Consider the following 19,390-nt stretch of genomic DNA (forward strand, 5'->3'; position numbering starts at 1 on the left):
GCTAAAATAAATGTTTCACTTTAGCCTTTCTACTAGCGATACTCAAAGGAGAACAAACATGGTAAAAACAAAAGTAAAGGTTAGCGACCTCAAAAAAAGTTTTGGTACAAACGAAGTTTTAAAAGAAATCAATGTAACAGTAACAGAGGGTGAAGTTGTTTGTATTATCGGCCCTTCTGGCTCTGGAAAAAGTACCTTTCTACGCTGTCTAAACGGATTAGAAGAAATCAGTGGTGGAAAGGTAGAAATCGACGATTTCGACATCACAGATTCGGAAACAGACATCAATAAAGTTCGCCAAGATATTGGTATGGTTTTCCAACATTTTAACCTTTTTCCACATTTGACGGTGGCTGAAAATATTGTTTTGGCTCCGGTAGAATTAAAACGCATGACTAAAGAGGAAGCCCACCAAAAGGCTGTAGAATTACTGGAAGTCGTTGGGTTAAGTGAAAAAATAGATGTTTATCCTAATTCTTTATCAGGTGGACAAAAACAGCGGGTCGCTATTGCGCGTGCTCTAGCTATGAATCCAGATATTATGCTTTTCGATGAGCCTACTTCTGCTCTTGACCCTGAGATGGTTGGTGAAGTTTTAGAAGTTATGAAACGTCTAGCGAAACAAGGGATGACTATGATCGTAGTGACGCATGAAATGGGCTTTGCCCGTGAAGTTGGCGATCGGGTTATTTTTATGGATGGCGGCTATATTGTAGAAGAAGGTACGCCAGAAGCTATTTTCCAACACGCAAAACAACCTCGTACACAAGATTTCTTAAATAAAGTTCTATAAATCAAAAAAATCCATTCGCATCTGCGAATGGATTTTTATTTTCCTTTAATTTAAAACGGTAACTGTCATCCCTTGTCTTCCGAAAGCATGAACAGCTCCTAAATCTTCCATATGAATATCAATACGGTTCCCGATAATTGCCCCACCAGTATCTCCAGCTACATAAATACCATATCCTGGCACTTCAACTAAAGACCATAATGGAATAACTGACGGGTCAACGGCGATAACTGCGGAATTTGAACGAAGATCAATTCCTGTTGCCGTAAAGTTAGTTAGCCCTGGCTCGTTACGTGAATAAGCAGTTGCTTCTACCGCGATTTTTTGACCAGAAGCAGGACTCGTTTCTACTGGTTTGGCAGCAGGTTTTACGGGTTCTGTTACTGGTTCTTGTTCTTCTACGACTGTTGTTGTTTCTTCAGTAGTAGGAGTTGCTTCTTCTTGTTCACTTGCTTCTTTTTTAGCTGCTTCTTGTGCTGCTAATTTTTCTGCTTCAGCTTTCTCAGCACGAGCAACTTCCGCTAAGCGATTTTCTTCTGAGTTCTTTTTCGCTAAAATACGATCGAGTTCTAATTGATTATCATTTAAAACGGTTTGTAGCGAACTTAATTCTTGCTCTAATTTTTTTGATTCTTCATCTGCTCGTTTTGTTTTTTCTTCACTTGCTGCAAGTTCTTGAGCAAGTTCGGTTTCTAGCTCTTTCAATATTTCTTCCGCTTCAACAGCTGCAGAAATACGTTCGTTATCTGCCCCTTGGAGTTGGCTAATGATTAGCAACATATTAATAAATTCTCCAAAATCTTCTGCTTCTAGTAGCATTAATATCATATTATTTGTTGAAGGAGATGTTTGTAAAGCTAATAACCGTTCTTGTACTTGCTCTTTTCTAGCTAAAACAAGTTCTTCTTGAATCGCGATTTCTTCAATCGTTTGTTCTTTTTCAGCTTCTATTTCTTCTACTTGAGAAAGTAAGTTTGAAACTTCTGCTTTTTTCTCATTTACAACAACAAGTTTTTCATTAATTGTTTCTTCTAATTCTGAAATTTCTTGGGTTTTAGATGTCTCTTGGCTTTGTAATTTGTCTAAGGTACTTGCTTGAATTGGAGCTGCAAACATCAATTGGCCTGCTAAAGCAGCTAGTAAAAACTTTCCAGCTTTATTTCCTTTACGCAATTTATTCTCCTCTTTCCTTAAAAATTCTTCTACTCATTATACGACTAATTCATATTAGAGCCATTGCACAGACCTTACGATTGTGTATCAACTCATTACATCATGTAACACTCTCGTAATATGTACGATTAAAATCCTCTTTACAATTGTTACCTGAACTTGCTATGATGAATGGAATGAAATTTAAAGGAGAATGTCTCATGACAAAAAAAGGTTACTACGCTGCTCCCCTCTTTTCTCATATGGAATTAGAGTATAATAGTAGGATGGTTGAAAGAATCCGCGACTCTTATCCACAACTAGATCTCTATGTTCCCCAAGAAAATGGTGCGATTAATGATAAAAGTGCTTATGCAGACTCCGTCACAATTGCTAAGCATGATACGGATGCTCTTTTAGCTTCTGATATCATGATTGCGATCTTAGATGGTCAAACAATGGATGTTGGCGTTGCAACAGAAATCGGCGTCGCTTATCAAGCCGGTATTCCAGTTGTTGCTCTCTTTTCTGATTCCCGCCAGCAAGGCGCAACTAATTCAAAAAAATTAGCAGCTTTACAAGAAGTGGCTGAATCACAGTTTCCTTATGTTAATCTGTATACGATTGGGCTTATCAAGTCACATGGTGTTGTTGTTAACAACCCTGAAGCTTTAATTGAACACATACATATTTTTTAGATAAATAAAAATTAAGAAGTGGTTCGGATACATTAGCCGAGCCACTTCTTTTTTTATCTGCCTATTCTGTGACATTACGGGTGCTTTTCGGTAAAATAGATGTAATTGTTAGACTCAAAGGAGAGTAACTATGAATAACGAAAAAATAGCCTTAATCGATATCGGTTCCAATACAATCCGTTTAGTAATATTTGGTGTAACGGACGACTATAATATTTTTGAATTACAAAATATTAAAACACCGGCACGACTTACTCAGTATTTAGATGAAGACTTATATATGTCTCAAAAAGGAATTCAGGTATTAATTGCAATCTTAAAAAACTTTTCCGAAGTTATAGATTTATACCAAGTTACGCAAACGCTCCCAATGGCAACAGCAGCGATTCGTCAATCTAAAAATCGAAAGGATATTGTTCACCAAGTCTGGCAACAAACCGGTATTGAAATACAAATTCTACCGGAAGAAAAAGAGGCTTTTTATGGTAGTTACGCAGTTACTTTATCAACCGAAACGGCCGATGGTATTACAGTTGATATCGGTGGTGGTAGTACGGAAGTCACCTACTATGAAAAAAAAGAAATCATTCACCAACATAGTTTCCCGTTTGGAGTGGTGAGTCTTAAGCAGTTATTTTTTGCGGATAAAAAACATAATAACGAAAAAGCAATTGAAACAATGACCGATTACATCCAAGAACAATTTGAATCTCTACCTTGGTTACGTAAAAAGCGTGTACCGATTACTGCAATAGGGGGTTCGGGGCGTAGTATTGCTAACGTCCACCAACGCCAAATAAATTATCCCTTAGCCGGTGTCCATGGGTACCGTATGTCGCGTAAAGACTTAACACAGACACTGGAACTATTTAAATCTTTATCGATTCCCGAGTTAAGAGATTTAGATGGTTTAAGTCAAGACCGAACCGATATTATTATTCCAGCTAACATTGTATTTCAAACACTCTTTGATTATGTAAAAGCACCGATTTTTATTTTCAGTAATCAAGGTCTTCGTGAGGGAATTATCATGGATTATCTCAATAATAAATCTGACGGTGAAGCTTTTTCTAAAAAAAATACTGCTACACAAAGTATTTATAAACTCGGTCTCAGCTATCAGACACAAAACAAAGTTGCTGACCAACGTGGACATTTAGTTGGTATGTTGTATGAAGAGCTATGTAAAGTTGGTGTCTTTGAAAAAGATGCCTATGATGGACGTCTCTTACAATATGGAAGCTATTTATACTTCTTAGGTTCTTATGTGGAGAATGGTGCTGTTTCACAACATACTTTCTATATCATTTCTAATAGTGAACTCAATGGACTGCCTCATAAAGAAAGAGTAGTCGTTGCTTTACTAGCCGGCTATAAAAATAAATCTCTTTTTGAGCAGTATTTAGAATCCTTTAAAGGTTGGTTTGATTCAGATTTCACGGATCAACTTCGTGATTTCGGTGGGCTAATCAAGTTTGCAAATGCACTAAATGATTCTCATCTAAACGTCGTTAAAAACATACAAATTGAAAAGAAAAAAGATGACATTGAGATTCAACTCTTTTATAAAGGGACAATTATTGCTGAAAAGTATCGAGCGCTCCGTCAACAAAAGCACATTCACCGTCTCATAAAAGGTGATACTCGTATTGTCTTTATCAATTTAGAAACTGGCGAACGAGATCAACTGGAATATTAGTTCTCAATGATTAAAAGGAAGTGGCCACTTTGACGATACCCATTAATCAATATGACTTACACGCACCTGAATATTTTTTTAATCGTGAATTGAGTTGGTTAGCTTTTAATCAACGGGTCATTTTAGAAGCTAAGGATGAAACCAACCCCTTGTTAGAAAAAGCTCGTTTTCTAGCGATTGGTAGCTCAAACTTGGATGAGTTTTTTATGGTTCGAGTGGCACGGCTACAGGACCAACTTAAGTTAGCACCCGCGCATAGAGATTTGAATTCCCAATTGACTGCTCACCAACAGTTACAAGCAATTTCAGAAATGAATCGCGAAAATACGCATCTTCAATATGAGCTGTTTTCTCAACTGAAAAAGGAATTCAGTGACCAGGATATTTTCTTTTCTTCTTTTGATCAGCTCGATCCCCTAGAAAAAGATGAGGCTACCAATCACTTTAGAAAAAACATTTTACCTTTGCTTGATCCCATTAGGATTGATAACCGCGGCGAATTCCCTAAATTACAAAATAAAAGGTTATACTTATTTGCCCGTTTAAGAAAGTCACAGGTTGATTCTCTAACAGTTATTCCGCTCTCTGAATCACTAGAACGTTTTTATATATTGCGTAGTGAAAATAAAATAAAGGTTATTCTAATAGAAGACTTGGTAGAAAGTCTTCTAGGGGAATTATTTAGTAATTTTGAGCTCGTATCGACCTTTCCTTTCCGAATAACTCGCAACGCAAATTTTGAAATCGATGAAGATGATGGTGATGACTTTTTAGTTGTGATGGAAGAAGCGATTCGACAGCGACAAGATGGCGAAACCGTACGTTTGGAAGTAAAAGTAGATTTATTAAATAAGGCTCACCAAATTGACTTTGCATTTTTAAAGAATCAATTAGAAGTGAATCAACGCGAATGCTATATTTTTCATGATACCTTAGATTTAACCTTTTTGTTTGAGCTTATTACTGAGTTACAAGATGGATTCCCGACATTTTTATATTCACCCTTTTCGCCTATTATCCCAAGGGAACTACGTGACCATTCTTTGTTTACAGGAATTAAAAAAGGAGATGTTTTTCTTCACCATCCCTATGATTCCTTTCAACCTGTTATTGATTTCATCGATGAAGCAGCAAATAATCCACAGACTTATGCCATTAAACAGACCCTTTACCGTCTCTCTGAAGCTTCCCCTATTATTGCTTCTTTAAAACAAGCAGCAGAAAATGGGATTGCGGTCACCGTTTTGGTGGAATTGAAAGCACGTTTTGATGAAAAAAATAATATTCACTGGGCAAAAGAATTAGAAGATTCCGGGGCAAGTGTTCTTTATGGGGTTACCGGGTTGAAAACACACAGCAAAATTTCTCTAGTTATCAAAAACGAGGGGCACCATCGTGTTTGCTATGCACACATTGGAACCGGTAATTACAATGACCACACGGCAAGGGGCTATGAAGATATGGGTATTTTTACTAATCATCCTGAATTAGTTGAAGATGCTCACACCTTTTTTAACTATTTAATTGAACAAGCGAATAGACCGACTTACAGACAGTTATCAGTTTCTCCTTACGATATTCGCTCGTCTTTAATCCACTACATTGATCGCGAAATTGCCTTACACCAACAATACGGAAACGGTCGGATGATTGCCAAAATGAATTCCCTTACCGATAAAACACTGATTATTAAGCTCTATGAGGCCAGCCAAGGTGGGGTACAGGTTGATTTGATTATTAGAGGTATTTGTTGTTTACGGCCGGGAATCCCAGGTGTGAGTGATAATATTCGTGTTACAAGTGTCATAGGACGCTATTTGGAACACAGTCGGATTTATTATTTTCACCATAACGGTAAGGATAACCTTTTCTTATCATCGGCAGATATGATGACACGAAATATGATTAATCGTGTTGAAATTGCTTTTCCAATTTTAGATGCTACCATAAAACAAGAAATTCAAACGATCCTCTCCGTATATCTTGCTGATAATCAAAAAGCTTGGAGTCTAACTAAAAATGGTGATTACTTGCCTATTAAAAATCAAGAAAAGCCCTTATCAGCACAAAATTATTTTATTAAAAAAGCTTTAGATGAAGAAAAGAAAAAATAAAAAGTTGGCTTTCGCCAACTTTTTTTATTATTTCTTTTTAGATAGTATCCATCCAATTACTAAACCAATTAGAGCTGGAATGACCCAACTCATTCCAATTTCAAAAAACGGAATTGTTTCTGTCGCCCACAAGGAGACTTTATCTAACTGTAGTGTTTCCTTAAACCCTGTCGGGAGATTATGAATAAAATCAAGAAGCGCAAACGGGAGTGTAAATACCGTTGTCATTTGATAAACAATCGCTTTATCTTTAAACAAAGGACTCATAATTGCTACTAGAATTAAGGTAATTGCTAAAGGATACAAAAACATCAAAACAGGAATCGATAGCGAAATAATTTGAGATAAGCCTAAGTTTGCAATCCCAAAAGATATTCCAGTAAAGATATAAACAAAGTGGTTATAAGTCAGTTTATTTGGGAAAAGTGTTACAAACATTTCGCTGATAGCTGTAATCAGCCCTACAGCTGTTTTGAAGCAAGCTGCAGTAATAATAATTGCGAGCACAATCGCTCCGAAGTTTCCGAAGTAATGATTTGATACAACTGCTAAAGCGACGCCACCGTTAGGACTAACTTCAAAAATAGCTTGGCTGGTTGCTCCGATATAAACGAGACTCGCATAGATAACTGCCATCAAACTGGTGCTAAATAGTCCAGCTATCATGGTATCTTTTGCAATCTGTTTGGGATCAGTTACGCCTAAAGTCTTAATGGTACTGATTATAATAATCCCAAATGCTAAGGCTGCCAAAGCATCCATCGTATTATAACCTTCTAAAAAACCACGAAATAAAGCGCCCTCTTGGTAAATTTCTTGTACCGGAATGTCATTGACACGCCCCATTGGATTTACGAGTACAAACACAATTAAAAATGCAATTGACACTAGAAAAATAGGGTTCAAAACCTTACCAATCCATGTCAAAATTTCTGTTGGCCGTAAAGAAAACCAAAGCGAAGCCCCAAAAAACAAAGCTGAGAAAATAAGTAGGACGATTTGTAAACTTCCTGGACTCAGATAAGGTGCAAAACCTGCTTCAAAAGAAACCGTTGCGGTTCTTGGAATTGCAAAAAAGGGACCGATTGTTAGATATAAAGCAATGGTATAAAATACCCCATAACTTGGACTAATTTTACTTGATAGCTCGTATAAACTTTCTTTGCGTGAAACCCCCATCGCGATGATACCTAAAAAAGGCAGTCCAACGGCTGTAATTAAAAGGCCAAAGGTAGCAGAAACCATATTCGCACCTGCTAATTGTCCCATTTGGATTGGGAAAATTAAATTACCAGCCCCAAAAAATAAACCAAATAACATCGAGCCAATAAATATGTATTCCTTCAAAGTCAATTTTTTCCCCATAATAATCTCCCATCTTTTTGATTTTCCTATTCTAACATGATTCACTCCTTCTATCCATATGATATAATGATATTGTTGAACAGATTCCGTCAAAAGGAGGGATAAAATGGACCAAAAGGACATTCTGCTAACCAATATTACGATAAAAGGTCATTTTCATGACATTTATATGTATAGTCGTTTCTTATATCTATGGAAAAATAAACATGAAGTCCGTATTTATCATTGGGGAAAATTGATGAAAGAATGGGCGATTGAAGATTTGCCTATTTACCAAGATCGTCTTCATAATCAAATTTTAAAACAGACAGAAAATAGTTTAAAACCGTTTCTCTTTAAAACGATTACCTTTGAAAAAGCTGTTTATGACAGTTTGATTTATCGTCATCGTCTCTATTACCTAAATGAAAATGGTTTTTACTATTTAGAACCAGAAAAAGCCACCCCCACTGAGATCCTCTTAACGAAAGGAAATTTCCGCACGATAAAACTTAATCGCAGTAATCGAATGATTTTAGTTTCCGATGAACGAGGTGTTTTTGAATGGTATGATAACAAACTGATACAGTGGGATTCCATCCCAACCTATAAAATGGTTTGGAACGATGAGAATATTCTGCAATTAGATGAACATAATCGTCCTATCCAGTTACTACAGTTTGAGATCCACCAGAAAATTCCTTATTTAATGAAGCGCATTCCTGCTCATGACCTATCTAAAATGGATTTATACTATGAAACTTCTCTCGAAATTGATAAATCTGAAGAAGAGGATTATCGGATTAGTCTGTTTGAGTTTTTACCGGAGACTGAATCTTTATCTTCAAAGAAAATTGGTGAACAAGTCAAACTGGCTTTAAAACCTCATAAAAAACTATCTGGAATGGTCTTAGATAACCATAGTCTTTACCTTTCTCAACAAAAATCTAAATTGAGTCTCGAACTAAAGGGTGATTTATTCCTGTCAATCGCGAACGATGAATATCATACTTTCCGTATCTATCAAAAGTCTCATCACTATCAAAATCAGCTTCATCTTCTTTCCGATCAACAGCTAACGATTCTAATTTTTAACCAATTGCTCTAGAACTTGGCAGTAAAGCTGTTATTTTAATTGGATTATGTTAGAATATGAAAGGACAAAATTAAACGAATTGAGGAATGCCAAAAATGATTACCGTATCAAATGTCAGTTTACAATTTTCTGATCGTAAACTTTTTGACAATGTAAATATTAAATTCACACCGGGCAACTGTTATGGCGTAATCGGCGCAAACGGAGCCGGTAAGTCAACCTTTCTAAAGATTCTATCAGGTGAAATTCAACCTACAACAGGTGACGTAATCATGAACCCTGATGAGCGTCTTTCAGTACTAAACCAAAACCAATATGGGTTTGAAGAACATACTGTTCTAGAAACGGTCTTAATGGGTAACAAACGTTTATATGAAGTGCGTAAAGAAAAAGACGCTATTTATATGAAAGAAGATTTCACTGATGCTGATGGAATTCGTGCGGGGGAATTAGAGGGTGAATTCGCTGAACTAAACGGTTGGGAAGCTGAAGCAGATGCTGCTAGCTTGCTACAAGGTTTAGGAATTTCAGAAGAGTTCCTTGATAAGAAAATGAGCGAATTAATTGGTGCGCAAAAGATTAAAGTTCTTCTAGCACAAGCTTTGTTTGGTCAGCCAGACGTCCTCTTGCTAGATGAGCCGACGAACGGTTTAGACAAGCAGTCTATTGAATGGTTATCTGAATTCTTAATCAACTTCCCTAATACCGTTATCGTTGTATCCCATGACCGTCATTTCTTGAATACAGTTTGTACACATATGGCCGACGTCGACTTTGAAAAAATTCAACTGTACGTGGGGAACTATGATTTCTGGTTACAATCTAGTCAACTCGCTGCCAAATTAGCAGCCGACCAAAACGCTAAAAAAGAAGATAAAATCAAAGAACTTCAAGATTTTATCGCGCGCTTTAGTGCCAATGCCTCTAAATCAAAACAAGCAACTTCTCGTAAGAAAACATTAGATAAAATTACCTTAGATGATATCCAACCATCCTTACGTAAATATCCTTTTGTTGGTTTTTCCCCAGAGCGTGAGATTGGAAACGATGTATTGATTGTTGAAAACCTTTCTAAATCAATCGACGGTGTTAAGGTATTGGATAACATTAGCTTTGCAGTTAATCGTACGGACAAAGTTGCCTTTACAAGCCGCCGTGATATTGCAACAACTACTCTATTTAGAATTTTAATGGGTGAAATGGAAGCTGATTCTGGTTCTTTCAAATGGGGCGTCACAACGTCACGTAGTTATTTACCAAAAGACCATTCTTCTGAATTTCCTAATCCTGATGTTGATATTCTTGAATGGTTACGACAATTTGCTGGTAAAGATGAAGACGACAATACCTTCTTACGTAGCTTCTTAGGCCGCATGCTCTTTACTGGTGACGATGTTATGAAAAAAGTCTCAGTCTTATCTGGTGGTGAGAAAGTTCGGATTATTTTATCGAAAATGATGCTTTCTAAAGCGAACGTTTTAATTTTAGATGACCCAACCAACCACTTGGACTTAGAATCTATTACGGCATTAAACGATGGAATGATTGCTTTCAAAGGTGCCTTGCTCTTTGCATCGCATGACTATGAGTTTATCAATACGACTGCAAACCGAATTATTGAAGTAAGTGCAAATGGTATGGTTGACCGTTTAGATACTACCTATGAAGATTTCTTGAACAATAAAGACGTGCAAACTCGCGTTGACTCACTTTACAAATAATCTAACGTATCAAAAAAGTCTGGAGTAAAATCCAGACTTTTTTGATACGTTAATTTCTTTTTACCCACGTTATATTAGCGCGGCATGCAATCGCGTGATCATTTTCAATATGGTGGACAGTCATGACTTTGTCTTTTTCTACTTCTTCTACCGAAACGAAACTATTAATAATATTTCCAAAATTCACTTCTTTTTCATATTTAATATTAACAGAACCGACTGTATAATTTTTTAAAATTTCAAGATCAATTGAATTGATCATCCAGTCAAAGTACTTGGCATTATTAACATGATTATTACCATCAATATCTAAATAGCGTACGCGAAAAGGTAGCTCGGAAGCAGTTTCTAGATTAACAGCTTGAATTTTTGGTGCTCGAATCATCGTCCGTATCTTTTCAGCTTGATAAGGGGCGACTAATTCTTCTTGGATTTGAGTTAGTTTGCGTGTTTTAATATCCATCATAGCAAATGTTGTTAGAACTTCTACTAATATATTATCGGCTTCATCAAATGCACGAAATTTCCGGTAGGTAAAGAAGCGGTTGTAGCTAATAGCTTCTGTTTCAATCGTAATCGTTTCACGACTCTTTGGCATTTGAGTAATTTGCATATCGTATTGAATAATAATCCACGATAAACCGCGTTCACTCATTTGTTCATTTGTATTTCCCAAATGGCGACTCTGTAGACCAGATGTTTCGACCATAATATTGATTAAAGCTGGTAAAGTCATTTCTTTTTTGACATCGCACTCAAATGTATGCACAATGTGTTTTCTTCTAAATTTTAAACCACTCATTTTATTCCCCCGCCTCTTCATTCACCTTATAGTTTGTTATAATAAGTAACAATAGTAATCAGTACATTTAATTCTACCATAAAGGAGTGATTTTTTTGCGAATTTTACATACAGCGGACTGGCATCTTGGAAAGGTTGTCAATGACTTCTCCATGCTAGAAGAACAGCGCAATCTCTTGTACCAGATAATTGAGACCATTCAAACCCTAGACTTAGATGCAGTGATTATAGCGGGTGATCTATACGACCGTGCCTTACCACCTAAAGAAGCCGTTTCTTTAGCTGATGAAATTTTAACTTATTTAAGCGATACATTAAAAATTCCTATTTTACTGATTGCAGGTAACCACGATAGTAATGAGCGGCTCGAATACGGAGCGCGCCTATTTACCCAAAATAATCTTTTTATTGCCGGTACTTTAAAAGAAGAAACGCAAAAAGTAAGAATAAATGGAGTAAATTTTTATTTACTACCTTTTGCTGATCCCGCCTACGTACGCGAAATGACTCAAAACAAAGATATTCGCTCTATGGAAGATGTTGCACGCTACCAAATTGCGGCAATAAATAAAGATTTGAATCCTACGGAGGTAAATGTATTAATTGCACACGGCTATGTCATTAATGGAACGGCTGATTCTGTGGAAGCTTCCGACTCTGAGCGACCCTTGACTATTGGGACAGCAGAATACATCCCGGTATCATTGCTGGAAGATTTTGATTACGTAGCTCTAGGGCATTTACATAAGCCCCAAAAAGTAAAAGAAAGTCATATCCGTTATAGTGGTTCCTTATTGAAATATTCAAAGTCAGAAGTCAGCCATAAAAAGCAGATAACCCTTGTAGAATTAGAAAAAGGTAACTGTACCGTCACACCCCTCAATCTCCAACCACAGCACGATATGGTTGTCAGGCGTGGTTACTTTAAAGAACTTCTACAGGAAAGTTCGCAAAATTACATCTTTTTTGAGTTACTCGATGATACGGTTATTTTTGATCCCATGAACCAACTTCGGAAAAAATTTCCACGGGCAATGGGCTTAGAATACATCAACCGTAAACAACTAAGTCAAACAGGGATTCAGGTTACACAAAAAGATTTAAAAGTAAAAAGTTTTCCTGATTTATTCTGTGATTTCTATGAAGAGCATACTGGTAAACAATTAACTGCATCTGATCAAGCATTTATTTCAAATGAGTTTTCATTTGCTGAAAGGAGTATTCATGAGACCAATTAAATTAGAGATGGCTGCATTCGGCCCTTATAAAGAACATACAATTCTTGATTTTACACAATTTAATAACCAATCGCTCTTTCTAGTTAGCGGTCCGACTGGTTCTGGGAAAACAACTATATTCGATGCTATCGCCTATGCTCTTTATGATTCTCCTAGCGGTGAAAGTCGCAACAAAGATGCTTTTAAGTCGGATTTTGCTACTGATATGGATCTTTGTAAAGTCGCTTTTACTTTTGAAGTCAATGGTAAGGAATATTATATTGAACGGATTCCCAATCAAACAGGTCCAGGTGCGCGTGGACCAAAAAACATTGCTTCGTCGGTTCTTTTTCGCGATGGTGACATCGTTACCACAAAAATTAAAGAAGCAAATCAGGAAATTGCAGAGTTGTTGTCTATAAATTATGAACAATTCAAACAGATTGTCATGCTCCCTCAAGGTGAGTTTAAACGTCTACTTGAATCGGATAGTAAAAATAAAGAAGTTATTTTCAGAAATATTTTTGGAACCGAAGTTATCCTTGCTTTCCAAGAACAGTTACAAAAGCAAGTCGCCCAACTTAATAAAAAAGTAGAACATAATCAAGTGCGATTGCAGTCTTCTCTCGCCTATTTGCCAACTCTTGAAGATGAAGAATTAACGAACTTAGTAGAAACGGAAGATTATTCAGCTATCATTCAACGCTTAAGCCTATTACAACAAAAACGAATAGAAGAAACCAATAAAATAAATGAAGAACAAACCAAACAGACTTTAAAAACGAGAGCGCTTGAACGTCATCATGAAGAAAAAGGTGTATTGGAAGATTTAGAAGAAAAAATAAAACAGTTAGCTGATAAAGAGACAGAATTTAATTTATTAGAAATAAAAATCAAACAGTTCGAAAATGCACAAGCATGTCTTGAGGCCAAGCATCAGTTAGATAATGAAAAAGAAGAAGAAATGACTCTTGCTGCTCATCTTCTCGATACCACTAACGCGATTAACGAAACAAAAGAAAAGATAACTGCTATTAATTCTTCGTTCGTTCATGTAGAAAAAGATTACCAAGCTCTCCCTGAATGGCGAGAACAAGAACAACAACTAAAAGAAAACATAGCTGTTTTTAAGCAGTTAGATCAATTACAAGAAGAACTCGACCTTTTGACATCAAAGGATCAGACCAACCAATTAGATTTAGATAATCTAATCTTAGAACTCGCGCAAGTTGAGCAGGATTCAAAAGCAATTGCTCAAACAATTAAAAAAATTCAAGACTCACATATCCAAATTTCAGAAATAAAAGAAAAATTAACAAAACAAAAAACCATCCAAACATCTCATGAAACAAGAGAGAATGATTTGAACCGAATGGCTCGTCTTTTAGACAATTATGAACAGGCAAAACTTAATATGCAAACTGAAGAACAGATATTTAACAGTAAAAACAAAGCTTTTACAGAGGCAACGCATCAATTTAATCAGAATATAGCTGGGCTACTGGCTTCTAAAATGGAGGAAAATCAAGCTTGTCCAGTATGTGGGTCGCTTGACCACCCTGCTCCAGCCCCTCTTATTAATCACGCTCCTACGGAAGCTGATTTACAAATTTTACAAGTAGACGTATCAGAGGCTCAAATGAATTATTCCCAAGCAGCAGCCAGAGTAGGAAGTTTGAATAATCAGTTGCGTGAGTTAGAAAACCAATTATCAATTCAACGCTCTAGCCTTTCAGATAAACAAGTAGAAATTCAAATAAAAAAAGCGGAAGTACATGAAAAAATAACCGACTTAAATATACAGTTAGAAGAACTACAAATCATGACACAAACAGAAGAAACGATTCAAAGTAAACAGACTGATTTACGAAAAAAAGAAAAAACTTTACTCATTCGCCAAGCACAACTTGAAACAGACCAAGAAAGAAATAAAAATGAGAAAGTGAAGAAAGAAAATCAATATCAGCTTTTGGAAAAGTCAGTCTTAGACCTTGAGCATGCAAGATTAGAAGAAGAAATAAAAGATTTATCTGAGAAAATAAAGGAAACAGAAAAGAATTATCCTTTGCTTAAATCCCAAATAACCGATTTAGAAAAACAGTTAGCAATCTACGAAAACACCTTATCTTCACAAGAAAAACAAATTCAAGCGATTAAAAAACGTATGATACTAGCTGAAAAAAATTACCAAGAAAAATTATCACAAGCCCAATTGGATGAAAATTTTGAAGATCAGCTCTTGCCCATTGACCAAGTGGAGTCTTCAAGAGCTAAACTCTCTGAATATCAAGATACGGTTAAAATAACTCATAGTCGTTATCAAGAACAATTGACAGTGGTTGCCTCTTTTGGCGAACATTTAGACGCTCAAACCTTACAAAATCAATTGCAAGAGTCATTCAAAATAGCCGACCAACTAAAACGTGAGTACCAGCATCTCGCTACCCAGCTAGATGCGATTAGTCAGGTACTAACAACTATGAAAACAACTTATGAAGAAGGACAACTCTTGATGGATAAATTTGGCCATTTACAGCGCATCTCTGATATTGCCAACGGAAAATCAACTGAAACAGGTCGCCTTTCTTTTGAGCGTTACGTCCTAGCTATTTACTACGAAGAAATCGTCCTTGCTGCTAACCAACGGTTGGCGCAAATGACTGCGAATCGCTATTTACTTCAGCGATCCGAACGAGAAAGTAAAGGTGCTGGCGCCAAGGGATTAGAGCTAGATGTATTTGATCACTATACCGGTCAAATACGCAGTGTCAAAACACTTTCTGGTGGTGAAAGTTTTAAAGCCTCTTTAGCTTTGGCGCTTGGTTTGAGTGATGTCATGCAGCAACAAAGCGGTGGTGTACAAATTGATACGCTCTTTATTGATGAAGGTTTCGGGACGCTTGACTCTGAATCTTTAGAACAAGCCATCCAAACATTAGCGGAACTAAACGCAAATGGCCGAATGATTGGGATTATCTCACATGTAGATGAGTTAAAAACACGCATCCCTGCTCATATTAAAGTAACCCACTCAACAAGTGGGAGCCAGGCCGAGATTATCGTTTAATTCAGACAAAAAAAGCGATTAGCCGTTTATAATTTCCACAACCTAAAACAGTGTAGTGTGATTATAAGAAGAAGCTAGTCGCTTTTATATTTGCTTTTAACTAACACTGCGATTGGAAATTCACCAAATCGTTTAATTTCTTTTTCTAAACTTGCTTGGTTCAATTCTTCTCGAACTCTGTAAGTAGATTTTGCTGTTAACAATGCATTAACGACTCCTGCTTTCAAAACATCTTTGGGATTATTTGTTTGTCTGTATTGATAAACAACTCCCGCAACTAAAGCTTCATGGGTCCCCCAGAAATAATTGGTAGCAGCTTGCTCTTTCTTCATAACGAACTGAAATATTCCTTCTTGAGAGCTCCCATAAGCAATACTCAAATCTTCACTGGTTATTAAAACATACTCAGCACCCATTTTTAAATAGCGCTTAATAATTCGAATGATATCTTGATCGGACTCTATCTTGGTATCAAAGTAACGTTCTGAATCCGTTCTACTCGTTACTAATAATTTAATCCCTTTAAAGTTCTCTGGTAAATGTGCGGATTTTAATACAGAATCCGTTACTAATATAAGGGGAATTTTATTTTTATTCGTTAAATCCATTAAGGCTTGCAAGGTAGCTTGAGGAAGACTCGTATCGACAATGATGACGCATGCTTGTTTTAACAATTCCTTATGTTCTTTGAGCCACTCAACAGTCATTTGCTCATAAATTTCAACCTCAGCTAAAGCTAGAAAAATATCCCCACTACTGTCAATAACATCCATATAATTACCTGTTTTCGTATTTGCAATCGTCTTGACAGCGTCTATTTTGGCGAAGGGCTGGATAGCATTTTTTAGCCATTCTGCCTCTTTATCATCACCTACCACACTTAACAAAACAACATCTTGATCTAAACGTCCTAAGTTCTCTGCAACACTTAAGGCAACACCACCACCAGTTATTTGAGATATAATTTCGTCTGACTCTTTGTCAACTAATTTATTGGTAATGAAATAACGTCTATCAAGTGCAGCAGCACCTATACAAATAATCGGACGTGTTTCATTAACAACATATGCTTTTCCTAATAAGTAGCCACGTTTTACCAGACCTGAAATGATATTGGCAACAGCAGGACGTGACAAACCTATTCGATCTGCTATTTCTTGTTGCGAAATAAAAGGATCTTCCTTGATATATGTAAATACTTTGGATTCTTTTTCATTTAAGGCCATTAGATATCCCTCTCTTCAAAACCTTCATCCTAGTAGCTAAAAGTCGGTTACTTTCTGAGCGTTTGAAAGTGCTTCTTTGAATACTTGCTCATATTTTTCAGTATCTCCTAATTTCCGGTAGATTTTTGAAGCTTCAAAATATGCAACTGCTAAACCTTCATAATCATTGGGGGCATGTTTTTTTCGATAAAGAATTTCTTCTTCACTTAAGAGTTTTGCTGCTTCAATGTCACCTGCTTGCCGGTAGACCACTACCAACAAATGATGCATTTCTAATTCATGGCTAATATTTTCTGCTTTTCTAGCGTTCAAACGTCCTTCTTCAAAGCACCGTCTTGCTCCCTCAAAATTGCTTTGTTTTAAATAGTTAAGACCTAAACCGTATACAATTAACTGATAGAGTTCATTCTCTTTGTCATCTAAAAGATATAATGCTTCTAAAAATTTTTCCTCTGCTTCTTCATAGTCTTTCTTCTCATGGCTTTTCAATGCACTATCGGCTAACTGCTTAATTTTATTAGCTGTCATCATTTTCCCACCTCTAATCTTATCTTGATTAAAGTTTTATATTGTTTTTTATAAGTAATATGAGTGTCCCAGCAATTGCGATCGTACATCCCAAGACAAGAATCCGATTAATGAATAGGTTTCGGCGTACTACCGGCGAAACGCTTGACTCTTTAAATCTCATGGTAATATTCATCATGGAGTCACTATCTTCATTTGTATGAGAGATTATTTCTGTTGTTGTCGTTCCTTCAGTTTCTGTTTGATTCTTAACCGTCGTTTCTGTGACAACCTCAGTGGATTCTTCTGGTGGTAATTCTTCACCTAAATCAATTGGATTCGTTGGATTTGTTGGACTAAGGGCTGTTTGAGTTGTGGGAATACGCTTAGCATGAACAAGAATCCGTTTATCATTCACCATAAAAGGATGGCAAGAGAGTAGACTCAATAAATCTTGTTCCGGTACGACCATAATACCCGATGCATCGTTTGCTTCTACTATTTGGGTTCCTGTTACTTCATAGGTTAACACATTATTTAAAATTGTTACTATGATTTCATCTCCAGGCACTAAAAGATCAATATGCCGGAAGTAATTGGCACCTGCATAGCCACGATGAGCAGAAATAACCGCATGTGTACTTTCTCCACCTACCGGCAATGAAGTGCCTGTTACCGTTGCAGCTCCCATAGAAAGATGATAAGAGGTTGCCCCATTATAAATAGGAAGTTCCTCACCTATCTTAGGAATAGAAAGATATCCCAAAAAATTATCCGTAAACACCTCATCTGTAACACCAATGTCATCAGCTGCCACATCTTGTGTAAAGGGATCGCGAATTTCACGGATACCCTCTTCATAAATAACTTCTTCTTGAGTAACTGAATTAACAGTTTCTAACTGACGGGTGATCATTTGTAAATCTTCATCAGGGTAATTTCTGACACGTTCTTGATAAGTTTCAACTTGCGTTGCTGTTTCCATTTCTTTTATCAAAATACGAAATTGCGGAATTCCAATAATTAAAGTTCCAATCAGAAAAATTAACAGGTATACGTTCTTTTTCATGGTTGTTCACCTGCACTTTTCTGCTTCTTACGAATGATGAAAATGATAATAGCAATGATGACTCCCAATCCTAAAACTATTAAAATAATAACCATTTTATTATTACTTGCTACTGTAGTGGCATTTCCTTCATCTTTTTCTTCCGCTGTAGGAACATAAGGAACACGTGTACCAGTCACCAAAATACGATGAGTGTTAATCATATAAGGGGTACAGGTAATTAGAGTCACTAAGTCTTCACCTGGTACGATTTTAAGCGTTTCAGTTTCATGGGGTAAGACCGTTTTAATTGTTTTCACTTCATAAGCTAAGGTGCCTGCTAATGAATGAATTAAAAAATCATCACCAACTTGCAAATCATCTAAATGAGTAAATAGCTCTGATTGAGGTAGTCCGCGATGCCCAGTTAAAGCAGCATGAGTACTACTCCCACCAATGGGTAAGGAACTTTTCTCTAACAATCCAATGCCGTTTTGAAGAATATAGTCGGTTGTTCCTTTATAGATAGGAATATCAATTTTTAATTTAGGGATTTCGATATGACCCAGTGTTTTCCCTAAACGCTTGTCTTTAGGAATATTCTCTTGATTAGCTTCCTTTTCAATTTCTTCAAAAGGATCCACATAAATGAACTCGTCTGCGGTTAAAGAATGATTATAAGCTTGTAATTTTTCCAGTTCTAACTCTTTTATTTGTTCATCCATATCTGCTTGTTGTCGTTTATAATCCAAGATAATTTGCAGCTGCGAATATTCTGCGTAAATCTTCCCTATATTTGGGTATAAAAAAATGGCAAGCCCAACCGTAAATATGAAGGCCAGCACCCATTTTTTTCTGTTTCTTTTTCTATTCATACGCTCACCTCATTAATAGTCGGAGCAATTG

At 36.4% G+C, this 19,390-nt stretch carries 15 protein-coding genes; 8 read left to right on the forward strand and 7 right to left on the reverse strand.

The window, feature by feature from the left end:
• Nucleotides 1-58 precede the first annotated feature (58 nt).
• Complete coding sequence (locus BW727_RS06450; protein ID WP_062468695.1) at nt 59-793, forward strand: amino acid ABC transporter ATP-binding protein; 735 nt, start codon at nt 59-61, stop codon at nt 791-793.
• A 45-nt stretch (nt 794-838) separates the two neighbouring features.
• On the opposite strand, the gene BW727_RS06455 is transcribed toward BW727_RS06450, so the two are convergent.
• Nucleotides 839-1,966, reverse strand: a complete 1,128-nt coding sequence (locus tag BW727_RS06455) for a 3D domain-containing protein (RefSeq protein WP_062468693.1) — start codon at nt 1,964-1,966, stop codon at nt 839-841.
• Between the two features lie 200 nt (nt 1,967-2,166).
• On the opposite strand from BW727_RS06455, the gene BW727_RS06460 reads away from it, so the two are divergent.
• The 3 genes from BW727_RS06460 to ppk1 all read left to right on the forward strand — a co-directional run bounded on the left by BW727_RS06460 (nt 2,167) and on the right by ppk1 (nt 6,456).
• Nucleotides 2,167-2,643 (forward strand): nucleoside 2-deoxyribosyltransferase, encoded by a 477-nt coding sequence (locus BW727_RS06460; protein WP_062468690.1) that lies wholly within the window; start codon nt 2,167-2,169, stop codon nt 2,641-2,643.
• A gap of 130 nt (nt 2,644-2,773) precedes the next feature.
• Nucleotides 2,774-4,342, forward strand: a complete 1,569-nt coding sequence (locus BW727_RS06465; protein WP_062468687.1) for a Ppx/GppA family phosphatase — start codon at nt 2,774-2,776, stop codon at nt 4,340-4,342.
• A gap of 29 nt (nt 4,343-4,371) precedes the next feature.
• Entirely contained in the window at nt 4,372-6,456 is a 2,085-nt protein-coding gene (ppk1, locus tag BW727_RS06470) for a polyphosphate kinase 1 (RefSeq protein WP_062468684.1), read from the forward strand.
• 27 nt (nt 6,457-6,483) lie between these two features.
• On the opposite strand, the gene brnQ is transcribed toward ppk1, so the two are convergent.
• Entirely contained in the window at nt 6,484-7,821 is a 1,338-nt protein-coding gene (brnQ, locus tag BW727_RS06475) for a branched-chain amino acid transport system II carrier protein (protein WP_062468681.1), read from the reverse strand.
• Between the two features lie 106 nt (nt 7,822-7,927).
• Between brnQ and BW727_RS06480 the strand changes: the two genes are divergently transcribed.
• Together BW727_RS06480 and BW727_RS06485 are read left to right on the forward strand one after the other, a co-directional pair.
• A complete protein-coding gene (locus BW727_RS06480) occupies nt 7,928-8,908 on the forward strand; it encodes a hypothetical protein (protein ID WP_062468678.1) in 981 nt (326 codons plus the stop codon).
• An 83-nt stretch (nt 8,909-8,991) separates the two neighbouring features.
• Nucleotides 8,992-10,617: an ABC-F family ATP-binding cassette domain-containing protein gene (locus BW727_RS06485; protein ID WP_062468674.1), complete on the forward strand. Its 1,626-nt coding sequence runs from the start codon at nt 8,992-8,994 to the stop codon at nt 10,615-10,617.
• 49 nt (nt 10,618-10,666) lie between these two features.
• Here BW727_RS06485 and BW727_RS06490 read toward each other — a convergent pair whose 3' ends face one another.
• Entirely contained in the window at nt 10,667-11,419 is a 753-nt protein-coding gene (locus BW727_RS06490; protein ID WP_062468670.1) for an acyl-[acyl-carrier-protein] thioesterase, read from the reverse strand.
• A 95-nt stretch (nt 11,420-11,514) separates the two neighbouring features.
• Here BW727_RS06490 and BW727_RS06495 point away from each other — a divergent pair, with 95 nt between their 5' ends.
• Entirely contained in the window at nt 11,515-12,657 is a 1,143-nt protein-coding gene (locus BW727_RS06495) for an exonuclease SbcCD subunit D (RefSeq protein WP_077795795.1), read from the forward strand.
• On the forward strand, nt 12,644-15,703 hold the full coding sequence (locus tag BW727_RS06500; RefSeq protein ID WP_062468667.1) for an SbcC/MukB-like Walker B domain-containing protein: 3,060 nt from the start codon (nt 12,644-12,646) through the stop codon (nt 15,701-15,703). Before BW727_RS06495 ends, BW727_RS06500 begins: the two co-directional genes overlap by 14 nt.
• A 74-nt stretch (nt 15,704-15,777) precedes the next feature.
• Here the strand turns inward: BW727_RS06500 and BW727_RS06505 are convergent, their stop codons facing one another.
• Genes BW727_RS06505 through BW727_RS06520 form a run of 4 tightly spaced genes read right to left on the reverse strand, consistent with a single transcriptional unit; the run spans nt 15,778 to nt 19,359 of the window.
• A complete protein-coding gene (locus tag BW727_RS06505; protein ID WP_062468662.1) occupies nt 15,778-16,929 on the reverse strand; it encodes a PfkB family carbohydrate kinase in 1,152 nt (383 codons plus the stop codon).
• Nucleotides 16,930-16,965: 36 nt separating this feature from the next.
• A complete protein-coding gene (locus BW727_RS06510) occupies nt 16,966-17,457 on the reverse strand; it encodes a tetratricopeptide repeat protein (protein ID WP_062468659.1) in 492 nt (163 codons plus the stop codon).
• A gap of 28 nt (nt 17,458-17,485) precedes the next feature.
• Nucleotides 17,486-18,505, reverse strand: coding sequence for a class C sortase (locus tag BW727_RS06515; RefSeq protein WP_062468656.1), 1,020 nt, complete (start codon nt 18,503-18,505; stop codon nt 17,486-17,488).
• Nucleotides 18,502-19,359 carry a class C sortase gene (locus BW727_RS06520; protein ID WP_062468645.1) on the reverse strand — a complete coding sequence of 286 codons (858 nt, stop codon included), beginning with the start codon at nt 19,357-19,359 and terminating at the stop codon, nt 18,502-18,504. The genes BW727_RS06515 and BW727_RS06520 overlap by 4 nt, the downstream gene beginning before the upstream one ends.
• Between the last annotated feature and the right edge of the window lie 31 nt (nt 19,360-19,390).

Origin of the sequence: Jeotgalibaca dankookensis (genome assembly GCF_002005405.1) — a bacterium.
Classification (GTDB): Bacteria; Bacillota; Bacilli; order Lactobacillales; family Aerococcaceae; genus Jeotgalibaca; species Jeotgalibaca dankookensis.

Excerpts from the sequence above, each read along its gene's own strand:
- BW727_RS06480 (WP_062468678.1), top strand. The coding sequence starts at position 7,928 with ATGGACCAAAAGGACATTCTGCTAACCAATATTACGATAAAAGGTCAT.
- BW727_RS06515 (WP_062468656.1), bottom strand. The coding sequence starts at position 18,505 with ATGAAAAAGAACGTATACCTGTTAATTTTTCTGATTGGAACTTTAATT.
- BW727_RS06465 (WP_062468687.1), top strand. The coding sequence starts at position 2,774 with ATGAATAACGAAAAAATAGCCTTAATCGATATCGGTTCCAATACAATC.
- BW727_RS06490 (WP_062468670.1), bottom strand. The coding sequence starts at position 11,419 with ATGAGTGGTTTAAAATTTAGAAGAAAACACATTGTGCATACATTTGAG.
- BW727_RS06485 (WP_062468674.1), top strand. The coding sequence starts at position 8,992 with ATGATTACCGTATCAAATGTCAGTTTACAATTTTCTGATCGTAAACTT.
- BW727_RS06505 (WP_062468662.1), bottom strand. The coding sequence starts at position 16,929 with ATGGCCTTAAATGAAAAAGAATCCAAAGTATTTACATATATCAAGGAA.
- BW727_RS06450 (WP_062468695.1), top strand. The coding sequence starts at position 59 with ATGGTAAAAACAAAAGTAAAGGTTAGCGACCTCAAAAAAAGTTTTGGT.
- brnQ (WP_062468681.1), bottom strand. The coding sequence starts at position 7,821 with ATGGGGAAAAAATTGACTTTGAAGGAATACATATTTATTGGCTCGATG.
- BW727_RS06500 (WP_062468667.1), top strand. The coding sequence starts at position 12,644 with ATGAGACCAATTAAATTAGAGATGGCTGCATTCGGCCCTTATAAAGAA.
- BW727_RS06460 (WP_062468690.1), top strand. The coding sequence starts at position 2,167 with ATGACAAAAAAAGGTTACTACGCTGCTCCCCTCTTTTCTCATATGGAA.
- BW727_RS06510 (WP_062468659.1), bottom strand. The coding sequence starts at position 17,457 with ATGACAGCTAATAAAATTAAGCAGTTAGCCGATAGTGCATTGAAAAGC.
- BW727_RS06520 (WP_062468645.1), bottom strand. The coding sequence starts at position 19,359 with ATGAATAGAAAAAGAAACAGAAAAAAATGGGTGCTGGCCTTCATATTT.